Source organism: Streptomyces sp. NPDC053076 (assembly GCF_044546845.1).
Classification (GTDB): Bacteria; Actinomycetota; Actinomycetes; order Streptomycetales; family Streptomycetaceae; genus Streptomyces.
Genome location: NZ_JBITZL010000012.1, coordinates 1 through 21010, shown reverse-complemented (window position 1 = coordinate 21010; position 21010 = coordinate 1). Strand labels below are relative to the sequence as shown.

Annotated in this window: 13 protein-coding genes, 1 tRNA gene and 1 rRNA gene; 3 read left to right on the top strand and 12 right to left on the bottom strand. The window is 69.9% G+C overall.

Translation table 11 applies throughout. The features are described 5' to 3' along the window. The first annotated feature begins 222 nt into the window (after positions 1 to 222). Together ACIGYR_RS34685 and ACIGYR_RS34680 are read left to right on the top strand one after the other, a co-directional pair. Entirely contained in the window at positions 223 to 1092 is an 870-nt protein-coding gene (locus ACIGYR_RS34685; RefSeq protein ID WP_399607606.1) for an Fpg/Nei family DNA glycosylase, read from the top strand. Positions 1093 to 1205: 113 nt separating this feature from the next. Further along, positions 1206 to 1970, top strand: a complete 765-nt coding sequence (locus tag ACIGYR_RS34680; RefSeq protein ID WP_399607603.1) for an SDR family NAD(P)-dependent oxidoreductase — start codon at positions 1206 to 1208, stop codon at positions 1968 to 1970. 363 nt (positions 1971 to 2333) lie between these two features. Here the strand turns inward: ACIGYR_RS34680 and ACIGYR_RS34675 are convergent, their stop codons facing one another. From ACIGYR_RS34675 to ACIGYR_RS34635, 9 genes are all read right to left on the bottom strand, one after another. Further along, positions 2334 to 2804, bottom strand: a complete 471-nt coding sequence (locus ACIGYR_RS34675; RefSeq protein ID WP_391847416.1) for a Dps family protein — start codon at positions 2802 to 2804, stop codon at positions 2334 to 2336. A gap of 195 nt (positions 2805 to 2999) precedes the next feature. Continuing rightward, positions 3000 to 3374, bottom strand: coding sequence for a helix-turn-helix domain-containing protein (locus ACIGYR_RS34670; RefSeq protein WP_164587610.1), 375 nt, complete (start codon positions 3372 to 3374; stop codon positions 3000 to 3002). Between the two features lie 109 nt (positions 3375 to 3483). Then, positions 3484 to 4029 carry a CinA family protein gene (locus ACIGYR_RS34665; protein ID WP_399607600.1) on the bottom strand — a complete coding sequence of 182 codons (546 nt, stop codon included), beginning with the start codon at positions 4027 to 4029 and terminating at the stop codon, positions 3484 to 3486. Then, entirely contained in the window at positions 4026 to 4784 is a 759-nt protein-coding gene (gene pgsA, locus ACIGYR_RS34660; protein ID WP_391847414.1) for a CDP-diacylglycerol--glycerol-3-phosphate 3-phosphatidyltransferase, read from the bottom strand. Before pgsA ends, ACIGYR_RS34665 begins: the two co-directional genes overlap by 4 nt. After that, a complete protein-coding gene (rimO, locus tag ACIGYR_RS34655; RefSeq protein ID WP_399607596.1) occupies positions 4781 to 6253 on the bottom strand; it encodes a 30S ribosomal protein S12 methylthiotransferase RimO in 1473 nt (490 codons plus the stop codon). Before rimO ends, pgsA begins: the two co-directional genes overlap by 4 nt. A 94-nt stretch (positions 6254 to 6347) precedes the next feature. Further along, a complete protein-coding gene (locus ACIGYR_RS34650) occupies positions 6348 to 7190 on the bottom strand; it encodes a helix-turn-helix domain-containing protein (RefSeq protein WP_399607594.1) in 843 nt (280 codons plus the stop codon). Between the two features lie 278 nt (positions 7191 to 7468). Next, a complete protein-coding gene (locus ACIGYR_RS34645) occupies positions 7469 to 10222 on the bottom strand; it encodes a DNA translocase FtsK (protein WP_399607591.1) in 2754 nt (917 codons plus the stop codon). Positions 10223 to 10346: 124 nt separating this feature from the next. Then, the gene (locus ACIGYR_RS34640; protein WP_391847410.1) at positions 10347 to 11027 is read right to left on the bottom strand and encodes a two-component system response regulator; all 681 of its coding nucleotides are present in this window, start codon (positions 11025 to 11027) and stop codon (positions 10347 to 10349) included. Positions 11028 to 11307: 280 nt separating this feature from the next. Continuing rightward, complete coding sequence (locus ACIGYR_RS34635; RefSeq protein WP_399607588.1) at positions 11308 to 16767, bottom strand: HAMP domain-containing protein; 5460 nt, start codon at positions 16765 to 16767, stop codon at positions 11308 to 11310. Between the two features lie 410 nt (positions 16768 to 17177). Here ACIGYR_RS34635 and ACIGYR_RS34630 point away from each other — a divergent pair, with 410 nt between their 5' ends. Further along, on the top strand, positions 17178 to 19937 hold the full coding sequence (locus tag ACIGYR_RS34630) for a SpoIIE family protein phosphatase (RefSeq protein WP_399607585.1): 2760 nt from the start codon (positions 17178 to 17180) through the stop codon (positions 19935 to 19937). A 46-nt stretch (positions 19938 to 19983) separates the two neighbouring features. Here ACIGYR_RS34630 and ACIGYR_RS34625 read toward each other — a convergent pair. The 3 genes from ACIGYR_RS34625 to rrf form a co-directional block, all read right to left on the bottom strand. Continuing rightward, positions 19984 to 20056, bottom strand: a tRNA-Thr gene (locus ACIGYR_RS34625). A gap of 84 nt (positions 20057 to 20140) precedes the next feature. Further along, positions 20141 to 20803: a DegT/DnrJ/EryC1/StrS family aminotransferase gene (locus ACIGYR_RS34620; protein WP_399607885.1), complete on the bottom strand. Its 663-nt coding sequence runs from the start codon at positions 20801 to 20803 to the stop codon at positions 20141 to 20143. Positions 20804 to 20917: 114 nt separating this feature from the next. Then, positions 20918 to 21010 (bottom strand): 5S ribosomal RNA (gene rrf, locus ACIGYR_RS34615); the annotation flags it as partial.

Here is a 21010-nt window from a genome sequence, read left to right as displayed (position 1 = left end):
CACCCGCCGCTTCCCGTCCGGCCGAGCCACCGCCCTCCGACGCACGCACCGCCTCCCGCTCGGCCGAGCCACCGCCCTCCGACGCACGCACGATCTCTCCGGGCCCGCTCACCGCCGGCCCCCACCACCTCCCCAGGCCCACCACCGTCGGCACGCACCGCCTCCCCAGGCCCACCCACCGCCGGCCCGCGCCACCTCGCCCCACCGTGGCACGCTTGACGCATGCCCGAAGGTGACACGGTCTGGCAGGCCGCGCGGCGGCTGCACGAAGCCCTCACGGGCAAGACGCTGACCCGCAGCGACTTCCGCGTGCCCAAGTACGCGACGGTCGATCTGACCGGCCGCAGGGTGCTGAGCACCATCCCGCGCGGCAAGCACCTGCTCACCCGTTTCGAGGGCGGTCTGACCCTGCACACCCATCTGCGCATGGAGGGCGCGTGGAAGGTGTTCGGCACGGGTGAACGCTGGCGGGGCGGACCGGCGCACCAGATCCGGATCATCCTCGGCACGGCCGATCGCGACGCCGTCGGTTACCGCCTGCCGGTGCTGGAGCTGCTGCGCACCACCGAGGAGGAGCAGGCCGTCGGCCACCTCGGCCCCGATCTGCTCGGCCCGGACTGGGACCCCGACCAGGCCCTGGCCAACGTCCTCGCGGACCCCGCCCGTCAGCTCGGCGAGGCCCTGCTGGACCAGCGCAATCTGGCCGGCATCGGCAATGTCTACAAGAGCGAGCTGTGCTTCCTGCTCGGCGTGACCCCCTGGCTGCCAGCCGGCGCGCTGCCCGCGGACCGCGCCGAGAAGCTGCCCGGCCTGGCCAAGCGGCTCCTGGAGGCGAACCGCGATCGCCCGGTCCGGCAGACGGCGGGCCTGTCCCGTCGGCAGGCGACACGTCCGCCCTGGCCCGATCTGTTCGTCTACGGCCGCGCAGCTCGCCCCTGCCTGCGCTGCCACACCCCCGTCCGGGTCGCAGACCAGGGTGACGGCTCTCAGGAACGGCCCACCTACTGGTGCCCCACCTGCCAGCCGGGTCCCGCTCCCGCGGCCGGCTCCCCCCAGCGCTGGCGCGACCGCTACCCCCGCAGCACCGGCTGACCACGCACACCCCGGGTCAGCCGCCGGCCTGCCCCGGCAAGAGCCCGCACGGCCCCGATCCCGCCCCCACCCACTAATTGACGACCCGTCAGAAATGCTCGTACCGTCCCTGCATGGCCCTCACCGCGTACGACCTCACCGGACGCACCGCCTTCGTCACCGGAGCCGCCGGCGGCATCGGCCGGGCCTCCGCCGTACTGCTCGCCGAGGCGGGAGCCACGGTGCACTGTGCCGACCGGGACGCGGACGGCCTGGACGGCACGGCCGCGCTGATCAAGGACCGCGGCGGCACGGCCCGTATCCACGTCCTCGACGTCACCGACCGAGCCCGGCTGGCCGCGGCGGTCCGGTCCTGCGAGCGACTGGACGTGCTGGCGGCGATCGCCGGGGTCATGCACAGCAGCCCGGTCCTGGAGATCCTGGACGAGGATCTGGACCGGGTGCTGAACATCAACTTCAAGGGCGTGCTGTACGCCTGCCAGGAGGCGGCCCGGCTGATGCTCGCCCACAAGACCCGCGGCAGCATCGTCACCATGGCCTCCGGCGCGGTCGACACCGGCGGTGCCGGGCTGCTCGGTTACGGCGCGGCCAAGGCGGCCGTGGTGCAGCTGACCAAGACGCTGGCCACCGAGATGGGCCCGCAGGGCATCCGGGTCAACGCGATCGCGCCGGGCTGGATCCGCACCCCCATGACCGATCGCCACGACCGCGAGGCACAGGCGCACACCGAAGCCGTGATGACCCGGATGACACCACTGGGCCGGGTCGGCGAACCGGACGACGTCGCGCACGCGGTGCTGTATCTGGCGTCGGACGCGTCGGGGTTCACGACAGGTCAGATACTTCGCCCGAACGGGGGTGTGGTGATGCCGTGGTGACGTCCCCGGACCGCCAGGCGGCCACCCAGCGTCCCGGCGGAACGGCCGCGGTCGCGTGCGGCTTGGACACACAGTGCACCGGCAGCAGACTCAACCCCCATCCGCCGACCGCGACAGCCCCCTCCAGCACGCCCGAGCCGTGCCCGGCGGCGAGCCGCAGCACGGCCCACCACCACACCGCCCCGAGCGCGAACGCAACCCCCCAGCGCACTATCCGCCCCACCATGCCCGCCACCACCTCCAGCCGGACGCTAGACCGTCGCCTGTCCCGCGCGGGAGGCGCATCACGGGCTCACCGATGCAACGCCGGACCACATGGCGCCGGAAACAGCGGGTGTCTCCGGCCGCCCGTCTCGCCTGCTCCTACGCGTTCTCCGCCTGGAACATCCAGTGGTGCTTCTCCAGATCCGCGGTGACCTGGATGAAGATGTCCTGGGACACCGGGTCCGGTTCCCCGGTCGCGTCCACCCGCTCTCGCATCCGGGAGATCACGGCGCCGAGCGCGTCCACCATCGCCGAGACCGCGTCCGTGTCCTTGATCCACCCCGCCGGAGTGGTCTTGATGCCGCTGGTGGCGGCCACCGTGACGGCGCGCCCGTCGGGGGGCACACCCAGCGCCGAGGCCCGCTCGGCCACTGTGTCCGAGTGGGTGCGGGCAGAGGCGACGACCTCGTCGAGCTGGAGGTGGATGGAGCGGAAGCGGGGGCCGACCACGTTCCAGTGGATCTGCTTGGCGGCCAGCGAGAGATCCACCAGGTCCACGAGGGCGCCCTGGAGGGCCTCGGACACGGTCTTCAGATCCGCGTCGGCCAACGAACTCTTCACGATGTACATCCGCTTCCTCCGGTGCTCCGGCGCCGTCACGTCCTTCTCACGATGACCGCATGGCCCAACACCGGCAAATGGGCAGGAAGCGGGTACAAGGTGTCATCGGCAAGACGGAAGCCCCGGCCGGGCCTCCCAGGTCTCGCTGGGGAAGCCGGCCGGGGCTTCGGTCGTCTCGGGTTCGTCAGGCCGCGCGCGCGATCCTCACGCCGCGACCACGTCCACCGCTTCCGCGGGCGCCTTGATGGTCACCCGTTCCGGTGGCACGCCGGTCACCGACACGGAACCCAGCATCGGTCGGACCGACGTGGGCACGGACTCGGTGGCCGCGGCGGACTGGGCCAGTTCGGCGAGCGCCAGTTCGTCGCTCACTTCTCGCATGAGTTCCGACATCCGTACGTCCAGCGCGTCGCAGATGGCGGAGAGCAGCTCGGAGGAAGCCTCCTTCTGCCCCCGCTCCACCTCGGAGAGATAGCCGAGTGAGACTCGGGCGGACGAGGAGACTTCGCGCAGAGTACGGCCCTGGCGTTGGCGCTGCCGACGCAGCACGTCACCCAGCAGGCGACGGAGCAGAATCATCGGTGGCTCCCTCCTCGGACCGCGTAGCCGCATCCTTCTCGCCCCACCGTACCGCCTCGCGCCGCGGCCGTGCGGGGAGCGATGTCGTGTTCACTCAGGGCTGCAAACATCAAAACCCCCCGTTCCGTTCCGTATCCTGTGCCCGCTCATTCCCGGTCTGTTCGCCCGCAAGCTGCTCCAGGAGCACTGCGAGTACGCTCCGTACACTCTCCATACGAATTTCCGCACGGCTACCGTTCAACCGCAGACCCTCGACTTTTCCGCCACCGGCAGAACCGGAACGGGCGGTGAGAGGCCCTTCCACGGCCACGTAGACGGTCCCGACGGGCTTGCCGTCCTGCGGATCGGGGCCGGCGACCCCGGTGGTCGCGATGCCCCAGTCGGCCCCCAGAGCCTTGCGGACTCCGGCTGCCATCTGGCCCGCGACCTGGGGGTCCACCGCTCCCCGCTGGGCCAGCAGGGTGGCGTCGACACCGAGCAGCTCATGCTTGAGTTCGGTGGCGTAAGCGGTGACCGACCCCCGGAACACCCGGGACGCCCCGGGTACCCCGGTGATCTCCGCGGCCACCAGGCCACCGGTCAGCGACTCGGCGACGGCAAGGGTCTCGCCCCTCACGGTCAGTAGTCGCACCAGTTCGGTGGCCACGGAACTCACGCTTCCTTCTCCTCCAACGCCGCAGCGCGCTCGGCGATTCCCTGCCGGCGCAGCACAATGGCTTGTCTCACGTAGTCGAGGCCGGTCACGACCGTGAGGACGACCGCCGCGGCCATCACCCAGAACCTCAGGGTGGCCAGCCAGCCCGTCAGCGCCAGGACGTACATCCCGACGGCCACGCCCTGGGTGAGTGTCTTCAGCTTGCCACCCCGGCTGGCGGGGATCACGCCGTAGCGAATGACCAGAAAACGCAGCAGGGTGATGCCGAGTTCCCGGCCGAGGATCACGGCCGTCACCCACCACGGCAGATCGCCCAGGCCCGACAGACAGATGAGCGCCGCCCCCATGATCGCCTTGTCGGCGATGGGGTCGGCGATCTTCCCGAAGTCGGTGACCAGGTTGTAGGTGCGCGCCAGATGTCCGTCGAACAGGTCGGTGATCATGGCGATGGCGAAGGCCGCCCAGGCCAGCGAGCGCCAGGCCGGGTCGTAGCCGCCGTTCCCCAGCATCAGCGCGACGAAGCCGGGCACCAGGAGGAGCCGCAGCATGGTCAGCAGATTGGCGACGTTCCAGACACTGGCCTGGTTGACGGCCGCGGCCGCGATCTTGCCACCGCGCGGTGACCTGCCGCCGCTCTCGGGGCCTGAAGCAGTACCGGAGACCTCGGACGCAACGCCGTCGGCAGCGGCGGCGGAACCGCGGGCGCCCTGCGCGCCGGAGGAGCCGCCCGCGGCGGATGCCGGGACTCCGGTCATCTGCCCGCCTCCTCACTACACGCGAGCGAGCCGGTCAGCGGCTCGGCCACCAGGTCGACACCCTCCGTACCGACCACCTTCGCCTCGACCATACGTCCGACGCTCAGGCCCGCGCCGCTCGTGAGCAGCATCTGTCCGTCGGTCTCCGGCGCCTGGTGCGCCGCGCGGCCGTAGACGCCCTCCTCCTCGTCGACGGACTCCACCAGGACCCGGGCGGTCTCGCCGACGCGCTCCTCGGCGCGCTGCGAGACGAGTTCCTCGGCCAGCCGCGAGATGTGGGCCAGGCGCTCGGCGACGACGTCCTCGTGCAGCTTGTTGTCGTACGTCGCCGCTTCCGTGCCCTCCTCGTCGGAGTAGCCGAAGACGCCGATGGCGTCCAGCCGGGCGCCGTTCAGGAAGCGCTCCAGTTCGGCCAGGTCGGACTCGGTCTCACCGGGGAAGCCGACGATGAAGTTGGAGCGGACACCGGCCTCGGGGGCCTTGGTCCTGATGGTGTCGAGCAGTTCCAGGAACCGGTCGGTGTCGCCGAAGCGGCGCATGGCGCGCAGCACGTCGGGCGCGGAGTGCTGGAAGGACAGGTCGAAGTACGGGGCGACCTTGGGGGTCGAGGTCAGTACGTCGATGAGCCCGGGGCGCATCTCGGCCGGCTGGAGGTAGCTCACCCGCACCCGCTCGATGCCGTCGACATCGGCCAGCTCCGGCAGCAGGGACTCCAGCAGGCGGATGTCGCCCAGGTCCTTGCCGTAGGAGGTGTTGTTCTCGGAGACGAGCATGATCTCCTTCACGCCCTGCTCGGCCAGCCAGCGGGCCTCGTTGAGGACGTCGCTGGGGCGGCGGGAGATGAAGGAGCCGCGGAAGGAGGGGATGGCGCAGAAGGAGCAGCGCCGGTCGCAGCCCGAGGCCAGCTTGACCGAGGCGACCGGGGAGCCGTCCAGCCGGCGGCGCAGGGGCGCGCGCGGGCCGGAGGCGGGCGCGACGCCCGCCGGGAGGTCGGCCGGGGCGTGCCCCGGAAGCGCCACCGCCGCGGCCGACTCCTGCCGCTGGGCCGGGCTGATCGGCAGCAGCTTGCGCCGGTCGCGCGGGGTGTGGGCGGCGTGGATACCGCCGGACAGGATGGTCTGGAGGCGGTCGGAGATGTCCGCGTAGTCGTCGAAGCCGAGCACGCCGTCGGCTTCGGGCAGCGCCTCGGCCAGCTCCTTGCCGTACCGCTCGGCCATGCAGCCCACCGCCACGACGGCCTGGGTTCTGCCATGATCCTTGAGGTCGTTGGCCTCCAGGAGGGCGTCGACGGAGTCCTTCTTCGCGGCTTCCACGAAGCCACAGGTGTTGACCACGGCGACGTCGGCGTCCGCGGCGTCCTCGACGAGCTGCCAGCCGTCCGCCTCCAAACGGCCTGCGAGCTCCTCCGAGTCCACCTCGTTACGGGCGCAGCCGAGAGTGACGAGTGCGACGGTACGGCGTTCAGGCATGGGCTCAAGACTACTTTGTCTCACTGGCAGCCCACGTCGACGGGGTTGGCCGATCGTGGCCGACTCCGTCACACGCCGGTCAATCGGGGGCCCGTCAGCCGGCCACCGGGTCGCCCTTCGTGTAGGTGAGGCGCTCCACCGCGCCGGGCCGGAAGGTGTCCTCGATCTTCTTGCCGTTGACGTACAGCTCGATCGCGCCCGCGTCACCGAGGATCAGGTTGATCTTGGAGGTGTCCTGGAAGGTCTTGGACTGGCCCTTCTTCAGCAGCCCGTCGAAGAGCATCCGGCCGTTGTGGTCCTTGGCCGAGATCCAGCTGCGTCCGTTGGGGGCGCTGACCTGGACGGTCACCTTGTCCTGGGGTGCGGCGGCGATGGCGCTGTCGGAGGGCGCGCCGGTCGGCTCGGCCGGCTTCTCCTTCTTCGTCGTGGACGCGGCGGACTTGCCGACGGTGGGCGTGGTGCCCTCGGCGAGCTGCGACTTCGAGTCGCCGGAGTCGTCGCCGCCCTTGAACGCGGTGAACCCGACGAAGCCGATCACGACGACGATCGCGGCCACCATCGCCGCCGTCCAGTTCGGGCCCCGTCGCTCGGGCCGGATCCGCTCCGCCTCGAACAGGGGCGCGGCGGGGGTGGGCTCGGGACGGCCGCCGTGCTCGGCGTCGTACTGGGCGATCAGCGGCTCGGGGTCGAGGTGGACGGCTCTGGCCAGCGTGCGCAGGTGCCCACGGGCGTACACGTCGCCGCCGCAGGGGGCGAAGTCGTCCGCCTCGATGGCGTGCACGATGGCGATACGGACACGAGTGGCACTGCTGATGTCGTCCACGGTGAGCCCGGCCGCGATCCGCGCCTGCTGGAGGGCGCGGCCGACGGAGGGTCGGGCTTCCTGGGACTCGTCTCGGAACGGACGCTCGTCTTCAGGGGAGTTGCCGATGGACACGGGGGCGCCTTTCGAGCGTGTAGCCACCTGTGCTGGAAGCTCAGTCTAGGGGGGTGACGAAAGGGTGGGGCAACCGGACGGTATGACTTTCTACGCCATGTGTATGGCCTGACATGCCGATGGTCGGACAAGCAGGTACCCCAGGGTGGGACCCTTACCTGTCCTTTCGCTCAACTGGACGTACGACAAAGGCAAACGGTTGCTCGCCGCTCCCTAACGGGTGGGTCACGGCGATGCGGCCACCCGGCGTAGCCGGCTCCGCCGAACGGTCCTGCGCGCTATCCCTCAGACTCCCCGCGAATCATCGCCAGCACGCCATCCAGCTCGTCAGGCTTCACCAGAACGTCACGCGCCTTGGAGCCCTCGCTCGGTCCCACGATGTTGCGGGACTCCATGAGGTCCATGAGGCGGCCGGCCTTGGCGAAGCCGACGCGCAGCTTGCGCTGGAGCATGGACGTCGACCCGAACTGGGTGGAGACGACCAGCTCGGCCGCCTGGCACAGCAGATCGAGGTCGTCGCCGATGTCCTCGTCGATCTCCTTCTTCTGCTTGCTGCCCACGGTGACGTCGTCCCGGAAGACCGGCGCCATCTGGTCCTTGCAGTGCTGGACGACGACCGCGACCTCCTCCTCGGTCACGAACGCGCCCTGCATACGGGTCGGCTTGTTCGCGCCCATCGGCAGGAACAGACCGTCGCCCTTGCCGATCAGCTTCTCAGCACCGGGCTGGTCGAGGATGACGCGGGAGTCGGCGAGCGAGGAGGTGGCGAAGGCGAGCCGGGAGGGCACGTTGGCCTTGATCAGACCGGTGACCACGTCGACGGAAGGACGCTGGGTGGCGAGCACGAGGTGGATGCCGGCCGCGCGCGCGAGCTGGGTGATGCGCACGATCGCGTCCTCGACGTCACGCGGGGCGACCATCATCAGGTCGGCCAGCTCGTCCACGATCACCAGCAGGTACGGGTACGGCTGCAGCTCCCGCTCGCTGCCCTCGGGCGGCTTGACCTTGCCCTCGCGGACCGCGCGGTTGAAGTCGTCGATGTGCCGGTAGCCGTAGGCGGCCAGGTCGTCGTACCTGAGGTCCATCTCGCGGACCACCCACTGCAGCGCCTCGGCGGCCCGCTTGGGGTTGGTGATGATCGGCGTGATCAGGTGCGGGATGCCCTCGTAGGCGGTCAGCTCGACGCGCTTGGGATCGACCAGGATCATCCGGACGTCCTCGGGGGTCGCCCGCATCATGACCGAGGTGATCAGACAGTTGATGCAGGACGACTTGCCGGAGCCGGTGGCGCCGGCGACCAGCATGTGCGGCATCTTCGCCAGCGAGTGCATGACGTACCCGCCCTCGACGTCCTTGCCGAAGGCGACCAGCATCGGATCGTCGTCCTCGGCGGACTCCGCGAGGCGCAGCACGTCACCGAGGTTGACCATCTCCCGGTCCGTGTTCGGGATCTCGATGCCGACCGCTGACTTGCCGGGGATGGGGCTGATGATCCGCACGTCCGGGCTGGCGACGGCGTAGGCGATGTTCTTGGTCAGCGCGGTGATCCGCTCGACCTTCACGGCGGGGCCGAGCTCGACCTCGTAGCGGGTGACCGTCGGGCCGCGGGTGAAGCCGGTGACGGCCGCGTCGACCTTGAACTCGGTGAAGACCTGGGTGAGCGAGGCGACGACCGCGTCGTTGGCGGCACTGCGCGCCTTGCCGGGGCCACCGCGTGTGAGCAGGTCCAGGGAGGGCAGCGCGTAGGTGATGTCGCCGGAGAGCTGGAGCTGCTCCGCGCGCGCGGGCAGGTCGCGGGGCTCCTCGGGGGCCTTCTTGGTCAGATCCGGGACGAGACCGGTCGAAAGCTTCTGGTGCCTGGGGCGAGCCGCCGGGGCCGGGACCGGCGAGCGCTCGGGCGTCGGATCGGGCTCGGACGCCGGCGCGGGCACCGGGGTGGTGTCCTCGCGCTCCCCCGCGCTCACTCCCTGCGTGAGGTCGGCGACGAGCGGGGACGGCGGCATGCCGTGCAGCACGGCGCCGTCGAGCGCGGCGGCGGCAGCCGTCGCGACGTCCACTGCGTCCATCTGCCGCTGCGGATCCGGCTGGGGCACCGCAGAGCGCCTGGGGCGCCCGCGACGCTGCGAGAGGACCTCTTCCTCGGCGCCGTCGGGGTCGTACGCCAAAGGGGCGCCGGAGCGCCTGCGCGGGCGCGCGGGCGTCGCCTCGCGCCACTGCTCGTCGTAGTGGCCCTCGTCGACGAGCTGGTCCGCCTCGTAGTCGTGCAGCACGCCCAGGTGGACGCCGAGCTTCCGCAGCCGCTGCGGGATGGCGTTGACCGGGGTGGCGGTCACCACGAGCAGCCCGAAGATCGTCAGCAGCACCAGCAGGGGCACGGCGAGCATGTCGGTCATGGTGTACGTCATCGGGGTGGCCACCGCCCAGCCGATGAGACCGCCGGCGTCCCTTATCCCCTGCATGCCGTCGCTGCGCGCGGGCGCGCCACAGGCGATGTGGACCTGGCCGAGCACACCGACGACGAGCGCGGACAGGCCGATCACGATCCGTCCGTTGGCCTCCGGCTTCTCCGGGTGCCGGACGAACCGTACGGCGATCACCGCCAGCAGTATCGGCACCAGCAGGTCGAGCCGGCCGAACGCGCCGGTGACCAGGATCTCCACCAGGTCGCCGACGGGCCCCTTGAGGTCCGCCCAGGTACCCGCCGCGACGATCAGGGCGATGCCGAACAGGAGCAGCGCGACGCCGTCCTTGCGGTGGGCCGGGTCGAGGTTCTTCGCACCCTGCCCTATGCCGCGGAAGACGGCGCCGACGGCGTGCGCGAGACCGAGCCAAAGGGCGCGCACGAGCCGGTACACGCCCCCGGTGGCGCTGGGTGCCGGCCTCGGGGGCACGGACTTCTTCGCCACGGCCTTCCTGGCGGGCGCCTTCCTGGCCGGGGCCTTCTTCGCGGCGGCCTTCTTCGCCGGAGCCTTCACGGGAGCTGCCGCCTTCTTCGAAGGCGGCTTCTTGGCTGCGGACGGACGTGAGGCCATGGGTGTGAGGTTACCGGGGGAGACGACAGCGGACACGCGTGGCCACGGCTTCACCCGTTCGTGTCGTGCTTACCGAGGACCGGAACTGACGCACACTTATCCGCAACTGCGGTCCGCGCCCACGTCAGTTCTGCGACGGCACCGGGGCACCGCCGCCGCCCGTGCCCGGCTCCAGGGCATCGAGCGCACGGCGCAAGCCGGTGAGTTTGCGCTCCAAGTGGGCCGCCGTGGCCACCGCCGCCGCGTCCGCGGAGTCGTCGTCCAGCTGCTTGGACAGCGCCTCCGCCTGCTCCTCGACGGCCGCGAGCCGCGCGGACAGCTCGGCGAGCAGCCCGGCCGATTCCTTGCCCGCGACCCCGCCCTTGCCGCCGCCCTCCAACTGGAGCCGCAGCAGCGCCGCCTGCTCACGCAGCTGGCAGTTCTTCATGTACAGCTCGACGAAGACCGAGACCTTCGCGCGCAGCACCCACGGGTCGAACGGCTTGGAGATGTAGTCCACCGCGCCCGCCGCATAGCCCCGGAAGGTGTGGTGCGGCCCGTGGTTGATCGCCGTGAGGAAGATGATCGGGATGTCCCGGGTCCGCTCGCGCCGCTTGATGTGGGCGGCGGTCTCGAACCCGTCCATGCCCGGCATCTGGACGTCCAGCAGAATGACCGCGAAATCGTCCGTGAGCAGTGCTTTGAGCGCTTCCTCCCCGCTCGATGCCCGCACCAGCGTCTGATCGAGCGCAGAGAGGATGGCCTCCAGCGCCAGCAGATTCTCCGGCCGGTCATCGACCAGGAGGATCTTGGCCTTCTGCACCATGGCCCGCCCTCCTCGCCCCGGCGGTACACCGGGCGCCGCCCCAGGGGACGACTCCCTTTCGCCGCCCGTCCTTGTGCCGGTCATCGTAGCCGCACCCCGCCTGTCGCCACACCCTGTCACCGCGATGTCACTGTGCACATAACGGAAACGCGGCAGGACCCCGGATGGTTCCCGGAATCCGGGATTCCCGCATGTTCCCGGCCCTCATCATGCAGCAACTCCCGAGGGACGCCGTAAGTTCCCCCGGCGTTCACGCCCGGCCCGGCCGCGCCCGCCCCGGTCACTCCGTGGTCATCCACTGGCCCATCACCGACAGCAGGTGATCGGGATCGACCGGCTTGGTGACATAGTCGGAGGCACCCGATTCGATCGCCTTCTCCCGGTCACCCTTCATCGCCTTCGCGGTGAGCGCGATGATCGGCAGCCCGGCGAACTGGGGCATACGACGGATCGCCGTGGTGGTCGCGTACCCGTCCATCTCCGGCATCATGATGTCCATCAGGACGACCGCCACATCGTCGTGCTGTTCCAGCACCTCGATTCCCTCGCGGCCGTTCTCGGCGTACAGCACCGACAGGCCATGCTGCTCCAGGACGCTGGTGAGCGCGAACACATTGCGGATGTCGTCGTCGACGATCAGCACCTTCTCGCCACCGAACCGCACCACGCGCCCCGGCTGCGGCGCGCGCTCCTGCTCGGTGGCGACCGTCCACTGGTCGAACCGCTGCGTCTCCTCGGGCATGCTGCGCCGCCGGCGCCGGAAGAGCGCGGCGGGGCCGTTCTGCGTCTCCTGGTACGACTTCACCTCGGCCGGCGTCTCGATCTCCACCGCGGACAGCTCCGAGGACACGCGCGCCTCGGAGGCGACCAGGTCGCCGGCCTCCAGAGCGGGCACGGACTGCTGGTAGCCCTGCGGCGGCAGCTCACTCGGGTGCAGGGGCAGGTAGAGCGTGAACGTCGAGCCACGGCCCGGTTCGCTCTGCGCGTGGATCTCACCGCCGAGCAACTGCGCGATCTCCCGCGAGATCGACAGGCCGAGGCCGGTACCGCCGTACTTGCGGCTGGTGGTGCCGTCCGCCTGCTTGAACGCCTCGAAGATCACCCGCATCTTGCTGGCCGCGATGCCGATGCCGGTGTCGGTCACCGAGAACGCGATCAGCTCGCCGTCCGGATCGGCCAGCGAACCGGCCTCCAGCAGCTGCTCCCGGATGGGCTGCGGCACTCCCGCGCCGGCGGGCCGGATCACCAGCTCCACCGAACCGGAGTCGGTGAACTTCACCGCGTTGGACAACAGGTTGCGCAGCACCTGCAGCAGCCGCTGCTCGTCGGTGTGCAGGGTCGCCGGCAGCTCCGGAGAGACCCGCACCGACAGGTCCAGGCCCTTCTCCGCGGTCAGCGGCCGGAAGGTGGCCTCCACGTAGTCCACCAGCTGGACGAGCGCGATACGGGTCGGGGAGACGTCCATCTTGCCCGCCTCGACCTTCGACAGGTCGAGGATGTCGTTGATCAGTTGCAGCAGGTCGGACCCTGCCCCGTGAATGGTCTCGGCGAACTCCACCTGCTTCGGTGACAGGTTGCCCTCGGCGTTGTCGGCGAGCAGCTTCGCCAGGATCAGCAACGAGTTGAGCGGGGTGCGCAGTTCGTGCGACATGTTCGCGAGGAACTCGCTCTTGTAGCGCATCGAGACCGCGAGCTGCTCGGCGCGCTCCTCCAGGACCTGCCGGGCCTCCTCGATCTCGGTGTTCTTCACCTCGATGTCCCGGTTCTGCCGGGCCAGCAGCTCGGCCTTCTCCTCCAGTTCGGCGTTGGATGCCTGGAGTGCCTTCTGCCGGTTCTCCAGCTCCGCCGACCGCTCCCGCAGCTGCTCGGTCAGCTCCTGCGACTGCTTGAGCAGCTGTTCGGTCTTGGTGTTGACGGAGATGGTGTTGACGCTGGTCGCGATCATCTCGGCGATCTGGTTGAGGAAGTCACGCTGGATCTGCGTGAACGGCGTGAAGGAGGCCAGCTCGATCACGCCGAGCACGTTGCCCTCGAACAGCACCGGCAGCACGATCACCTGGGCGGGCGGGGCCTCGCCGAGCCCGGAGGAGACCTTCAGATAGCCACTGGGCGCGTTGTCCACCAGGATCGTGCGCTTCTCCTCGGCGGCCGTGCCGATCAGGGCCTCACCGGGCCGGAACGACGTCGGCATGGAGCCCATCGAGTAGCCGTACGAGCCCAGCATCCGCAGCTCGTAGTCGTCCTCGCCGGTGCCGACACCCCTGCCCTCCATCTGCGGCATCACCAGGAAGAACGCGCCGTGCTGGGCGGACACCACCGGGGTCAGCTCGCTCATGATCAGCGAGGCCACGTCCTCCAGGTCCCGGCGGCCCTGCATGAGGGCGGAGATGCGGGCCAGGTTGCCCTTGAGCCAGTCCTGCTCCTTGTTGGCGATCGTGGTGTCCCGCAGGTTGGCGATCATCTTGTTGATGTAGTCCTGCAGTTCCTGGATCTCCCCGGACGCGTCCACGTCGATCTTCAGATTCAGGTCGCCGCGGGTCACCGCGGTCGCCACGCGCGCGATGGCACGCACCTGCCGGGTCAGGTTCCCGGCCATCTCGTTCACCGACTCGGTGAGGTCGCGCCATGTGCCGTCGACGTCACGCACGCGTGCCTGGCCGCCCAGCTGCCCTTCCGTACCCACCTCGCGGGCCACACGCGTGACCTCCTCGGCGAAGCTGGACAGCTGGTCGACCATCGTGTTGATCGTCGTCTTCAGCTCGAGGATCTCGCCACGAGCGTCAATGTCGATCTTCTTCGTCAAGTCACCCTTGGCGATGGCCGTGGTCACCATGGCGATGTTGCGCACCTGACCGGTCAGGTTCGACGCCATCTGGTTCACCGACTCGGTGAGGTCCTTCCAGGTGCCGGCCACACCCGGCACATGCGCCTGGCCACCGAGGATGCCGTCCGTACCGACCTCACGGGCCACCTTGGTGACCTGGTCGGCGAACGAACTCAGCGTCTTCACCATCGTGTTGATCGTGTCGGCGAGCTGCGCCACCTCACCGCGCGCCTCGATCGTCACCTGCCGCGTCAGGTCGCCGTTGGCGACGGCCGCGGACACCTGCGAGATGTTCCGCACCTGCATGGTCAGGTTGTTGGCCATCAGGTTGACGTTGTTGCTGAGGTCCTTCCAGATGCCCGTCACACCCGGCACGTGCGCCTGACCGCCCAGAATGCCCTCGGTACCCACCTCACGGGCCACCCGGGTCACCTGCTCGGCGAAACTGGACAGCTGATCAACCATCGTGTTGACCGTCGTGACGAGCTCAAGGATCTCGCCCTTCGCGTCAACAGTGATCTTCTTCGACAGGTCACCCTTGGCGACCGCCGTCGTGACCTCGGCGATGTTGCGCACCTGGATGGTCAGGTTGTTCGCCATGAAGTTCACGGACTGCGTGAGGTCCTTCCAGGTGCCGGAGACACCCTGCACCTCGGCCTGCCCGCCGAGGATGCCCTCCGTGCCCACCTCCCGGGCCACGCGCGTGACCTGGTCGGCGAACGACGACAGCTGGTCCACCATCGTGTTCAGCGTGTTCTTCAGCTCCAGGATCTCCCCGCGCGCGTCCACGGTGATCTTCTGGGAGAGGTCACCGCGCGCCACGGCGGTGGCGACCTGCGCGATGTTGCGCACCTGGGCCGTGAGGTTGCCCGCCATGCCGTTCACGGAGTCGGTCAGGTCCCGCCACACACCGGCGACACCGGGCACCTGCGCCTGCCCGCCGAGGCGCCCCTCGGTACCCACATCGCGCGCGACCCGGGTCACCTGGTCGGCGAAAGCGGACAGCTGATCAACCATCGTGTTGATCGTGTTCTTCAGCTCAAGGATCTCGCCGCGCGCGTCAACGTCGATCTTCTGCGACAGGTCACCCCGCGCCACCGCCGTCGTCACCTGCGCGATCTGCCGCACCTGCGAGGTCAGGTTCCCGGCCATGAAGTTGACGGAGTCCGTCAACTCCTTCCACGTACCGGAGACGCCGTCCACCCGGGCCTGACCGCCCAGCCTGCCCTCCGTACCCACGTCCCGGGCCATCCGCGTCACCTGGTCGGCGAACGAGGAGAGCTGGTCCACCATCGTGTTCACGGTGTTCTTCAGCTGGAGCATCTCACCGGACACGTCCACGGTGACCTTCTGCGACAGATCACCGTTGGCGACCGCCGTCGTCACCTGGGCGATGTTGCGCACCTGGCCGGTGAGGTTGCGGAACGCGGTGTTGACGGAGTCCGTCAGGTCCTTCCACGTACCGGCCGCGCCCGGCACCTGCGCCTGACCGCCCAGCTCACCCTCGACACCGATCTCCCGCGCGACCCGCGTCACCTCGGCACCGAAAGACGACAGCTGGTCCACCATGCCGTTGACGGTGTTCTTCAGCTCCAGCATCTCGCCGGCCACATCCACGGTGACCTTCTGCGACAGGTCACCGCTGGCCACCGCGGTCGTCACGGCGGCGATGTCCCGCACCTGCGTGGTCAGGTTCCGGAAGACCGTGTTGACGGAGTCCGTCAGGTCCTTCCACGTACCGGCCGCGCCCGGCACGTTCGCCTGCCCGCCGAGCCGCCCCTCCGCACCGACCTCGTTCGCCACGCGCGTGACCTCGTCCGCGAAGATCCGCAGCGTCTCGGTCATCTGGTTGATCGTCTCGGCGAGCTGCGCCACCTCCCCGCGCGCCGGAACGGTCACCTTCTGCGACAGGTCACCGTTGGCGACAGCGGTCGTGACCTGCGAGATCCCACGGACCTGCGCGGTCAGGTTGCCCGCCATCGTGTTGACGGAGTCGGTCAGCTCCTTCCACACACCGGCCACCCCGGGCACCTGCGCCTGGCCGCCCAGGATGCCCTCGGTGCCCACCTCGCGGGCCACCCGCGTGACCTCGGAGGAGAAGGACGACAGCTGGTCCACCATCGTGTTGACGGTGTTCTTCAGCTCCAGCATCTCGCCGGCGACATGGACGGTCACCTTGCGCGACAGATCACCCTTGGCGACCGCCGTGGTCACCAGCGCGATGTCCCGCACCTGCGCGGTCAGCCGGTACGCCATCGTGTTGACCGACTCGGTCAGGTCCTTCCACGAACCCGACATACCGCGCACCCGGGCCTGACCACCCAGCTTGCCCTCGGTGCCGACCTCGCTGGCCACGCGCGTGACCTCGTCCGTGAACGTCGACAGCTGGTCGACCAGGTTGTTGACGGTACGGCCGACCTTCAGGAACTCACCGCGCAGCGGATGCCCCGTACCGCCGTCCGGTGCCTGCGTCCGCAGCTCCATCCGCGGCGACAGATCACCCTCGGCGACCGCCGTGAGCACCCGGCTGACCTCCGAGACGGGCCAGACGAGATCGTCCACCAGCGCGTTGGAGTTGTCGATGGCCGTCGCCCAGGAGCCCTCACAGGCACCGGCCTCCAGCCGTTCCGTGAGTTTTCCCTCACGCCCCACCATGCGCCGCACGCGCGACAGCTCACCGGTCAGATGCAGATTCCGGTCGGCCACCTCGTTGAAGACAGCCGCGATCTCCGACATCACGCCGTCCCCGGACACCGTGAGCCGCTTGCGGAAGTTGCCCTCCCGCATCGCCACGAGAGCCGCCAGCAGCCGGTTCAGGGCAGCCGTGTCCACGGCGGTGGTACCGCCGCTCCTGCCCAGGGAAGGTCCGCCTTTCGCGCGCGTCCTCGTGCTTCGCGTCGCCGCGCCAGACTCCACTGTGTCCCTCCCGGAGGGGTAGACCACTACTGCTGTCTCGGCCGCTTGGGCCCCGGCGTGCCGGTCCTCGGCATACCGGTTACTTCCGCGTACCGGATACTTCCGCGTATTCCTGCCAGACGAGATCAGGCCGCACCAGAGGCTGCTGCCCGCCGCGCACGGAACACACGCAGCCCGACCCGACCTTCATCAGAAGCTTGCCCAGTGTTTCACCCCGGCCGAACCAGGCCATAACAGTTCGGCAGCTTCGCACATCGTCCGCACACCCTGGGGGCGTAAACACCTGCGACCGGCATCCGCTCGGACGGCGAAGGTAAGTAACCTTGCATGCGGCTGTCCAGCCGCACCGGTCCGACCGGCCTGGGCGGTGGCACGAGTAGGAGCGGGCATCGGAGGGGCGGCCGGACACCATGACCACCGGAGTGATCCCCGGGGGACAACCCCCGGAGCCACAGCCGACGGGCGAGCTGATGCCGCAGCAGCGGCGCGAGCCGGTCGGCGAGACAGCCCTGCATGCCGACAACCGGCCGAGGAGTTCTGTGATCACCGCGCGCGCGGCCGCCAGTTTCGAGCCCGTCGGACGATCGGTCGCGACCGCCCGGTCCTTCGTCCGCGACACCCTCCAGGGCTGGGGATTCGCCGACATCGTCGATGACGCGGTCGTTCTCACCAGCGAACTGGTGACCAACGCGGTCGTCCACGCGGGCACGCACGCGGAGGTGCTGTGCCTGCGCACGGAGGAGGGCGTGCGCATCGAGGTCGCCGACCGCTACCCGGAGCGCGAGGTGCCCCTCCAGAGCTCCGCCGCCGCCATGGGCAGCCCCGACCGCGAGGGCGGCCGTGGCCTCCAGCTCTGCGCGGCCCTGGCCACCCGCTGGGGCGTGGACTACACCCCCACCCACAAGAACGTCTGGTTCCAGCTCAACCTGCCCGAACGCCCGGTCGGTACCCGCACCGCCGGCCCGGTCCTGCCCGCCGACCTCCTCCCGCTGGCCGACGGCCGGGTCCGTGTCGCCGTCCTCCAGGTCGACCGCAAGGGCAACATCAGCGCCTGGAACGAGGACGCCGAGGAACTGTTCGGCTACCCGGCGCCCGACGTCATCGGCAAACCCCTCACCGAACTGGCGGCCTGGCCGCACACCCCGGGCACCGGCACCGGCATCGCCGAGGCCCTCCAGCTCTCCCGCTGGGAGGGCACCTACGGCATCCGCGGCGCCGACGGCCGCGTGGCCCAGGTGTACGCCTCCCACCTCAGGGTCCGCGACACCGGCGGCGAACCCTCCACCGTCTGTCTCCTGGTGCACGACCACGAGCGCGCCGTCCTGCAGAGCCCGCCCCGGATCCCGGCCACCGACCAGAACCAGTCCTCCGACGGGAAGAGCACCGACCCCTTCGAGGTGTTCATCGGCTCCCCCGCCCCGGACGACCTCGACGGCCTGCTCCAGCGCACCGTGGAACGCGCCCGCGACATGCTCGACGCCGACTCCGCGTTCCTGCTGCTCGCCACCGACGACGAGACGGAGCTGGAGGTCCGCGCCTCCACCGGCCTGCCCTCCGCCCGCCAGCGCTTCGCGCGCGTGCCGGTCGAGGCGGGACCCGGCCGCTACGGCTCCGCCCGCATGCCCGCGGTCCACGACGACCTCGCCGCCGTCCCCGGGGCCGTACCACTGCTCTCGGGCACCGGCATGCGCTCGGTGGTCACCGTCCCACTGAAGGTCGAGGGCCGCCTCACCGGCTCCCTGGGCGTGGCGGCCGAGGCACCCGGCCGGTACACCAACGAGGAGGCTCTGCGCCTGCAGTTCGCCGCCGACCGCATCGCGCTGGCCGTCGAGTCGGCCCGCCTCGGCGAGCTGGAACGGCTGCGCCGCGGCTCCCTGAGCTTCCTGGTGGAGGCGTCCGACCTGCTGGCCGGCACCCTGGACCGGGACCAGACCCTGGCCCTGATGGCCCAGATGACGGTCCCGACCCTGGCCACCTGGTGCGCGGTGTACACCATCGCCGACCAGGCGTCCGAGCCGTACCTGTCGTACGTCCTGCACGAGGACGAGGAACTCATCGACGGCATCAAGTCGCTGCTGTCGAAGGTCCCGCCGCCGGACCCGGTGCCGACGCCCGGCGCCCGCGTGTGGACCGCCCCCGCGGAGACCGCCCACCAGGCGGCCCTGCGCAGCTCCATGCGCAGCCTCGGCCTCTCCGGCGGCCCCACGCGCCAGGTCGCCTCGGGCATCGGCCCGACACTCGCGACGGCCGGCGCGGTCGGCGGCGAGACGGTCGTGCTGCCCCTTGTCGCCCGCAACCGCGTCATCGGCATGCTGACCCTCGGCAAGCCGACCGACGAGCACTTCCGCCAGGAGATCCTGGAACTCGCCGAGGACCTGAGCCGCCGGGCGGCCCTCGCCCTGGACAACGCCCGCCTGTACTCGGAGCGCACGGCCATCAGCCAGGCCCTCCAGCGCAGCCTGCTGCCGCCCGGCACACCGCACATCGAGGGCGTCGAGGTCGAGGTCATCTACCGCGCGGCCGGCGAGGGCAACGAGGTCGGCGGAGACTTCTACGACGTTTTCCCCATCGGCGACGACGCGTACGGATTCGCCATCGGCGACGTCTGCGGTACGGGCCCCAACGCGGCGGCGGTCACCGGCCTCGCCCGGCACGCCCTGCGCCTGCTGGCCCGCGAGGGCCTCAGTGGCCCGGCCGTACTGGAGCGCCTGAACTCCGCGATCCTCGACGAGGGCGACCGCAGCCGGTTCCTGACCCTCCTCTACGGCGAGTTGCGTCCGCAGGAGGACGGCAGCGCGGAGCTGAAGGTCGTCTGTGCCGGCCATCCGCTCCCGCTGCGCCTGCGCCAGGACGGCACGGTGACGGCGGCGGCCGAACCGCAGCCGCTGCTGGGCGTCATCGAGGACCTGGAGCTGTACGAGGAGACGGTCACCCTCGACCCGGGTGACGTGCTGCTCTGCGTCACCGACGGCGTGACCGAACGCCGGGAGGGCACCCGCATGCTGGGCGACGACGGCCTCGCCGATGTCCTCACGACGTGCACCGGTCTGACGGCGGGCGCGGTCGCCGCACGCATCATGCGTGCGGTGGAGCGCTTCGCCTCCGACGCTCCCTCCGACGACATGGCGATTCTGGCGATGCGCGTTCCGGGGATCCACATGGAGGTGTGAGAAAGCATGAAAAAGCCCCACCCGTGAGGGTGGGGCTTTTTGTTTGAGCCCCCAAACGGAATCGAACCGTTGACCTTCTCCTTACCATGGAGACGCTCTACCGACTGAGCTATAGGGGCCTGTCGTTTTCGAGGTTTCCCTCGCGGCGACGAAGAAACTGTACCCCGAGCGGGCCTCAGTTCCCAAATTCGTTCGGTGCCCGGTCAGAAGGCGGGCTGAAGCAGACCGCCGAGTGCGTTGCAGGCGGACACGATGCGCTGCATGTCCCGCTTGGTGAGCGTGGCGTCCACGGGCAGCGCGAGCGTCTCGTCGGCGGCCAGCTCGGTCTGCGGCAGTGACACACACCGACCGAACTCGGGGAGCCGGTGCACCGGGGTCTTCACCGGCACCCGGCAGTCAACGCCCCTGGTCCGCAGTGCACGGGCGAAAGCGTCCCGGTCCGGCCGGCCGTTCCCCGGCACGCGCACGACGTACTGCTGATAGGTGTGCCCGTCGCCACCGTCCGGCGTGCGTACGCCTTTGAGCTTGGCGTCGAGATAAGCGGCTCGCTCCCTGCGCTGGGCTATCTCGTCGTACGGCGCCTCGGACTCACCCTGCTCCAGCACCAGCAGCCCGTGCCGCTGCCCGAGCGCGTGCAACCGCGCGATGTCGGCGCGCCGTCCGAAGCGGTGCACGACAACGACCGCGGCGGTACGGCAGGTTACGGCCGACTCGACCGCGTCCGGGGCCAGGCAGTACGTCACCGGGTCCACGTCGGCGAAGACCGGGAGCGCCCCGGCCAGGGTCACGGCCTCGGCGACTTCGGCGTTCCCGAAGGCCGGTACGACGACCTCGTCACCGACTCCGACGCCGGCGGCCCTGAGCATTGCTGCAGTTCCCATGTCTGGATGCTGTGCTCGCAACGTGAACGACACGTTACGCACAACAAAAAAAGGCCGGACCCCGAACCGAAGTTCAGGATCCGACCTTTATCACAATTTGTTCGGCGGCGTCCTACTCTCCCACAGGGTCCCCCCTGCAGTACCATCGGCGCTGTGAGGCTTAGCTTCCGGGTTCGGAATGTAACCGGGCGT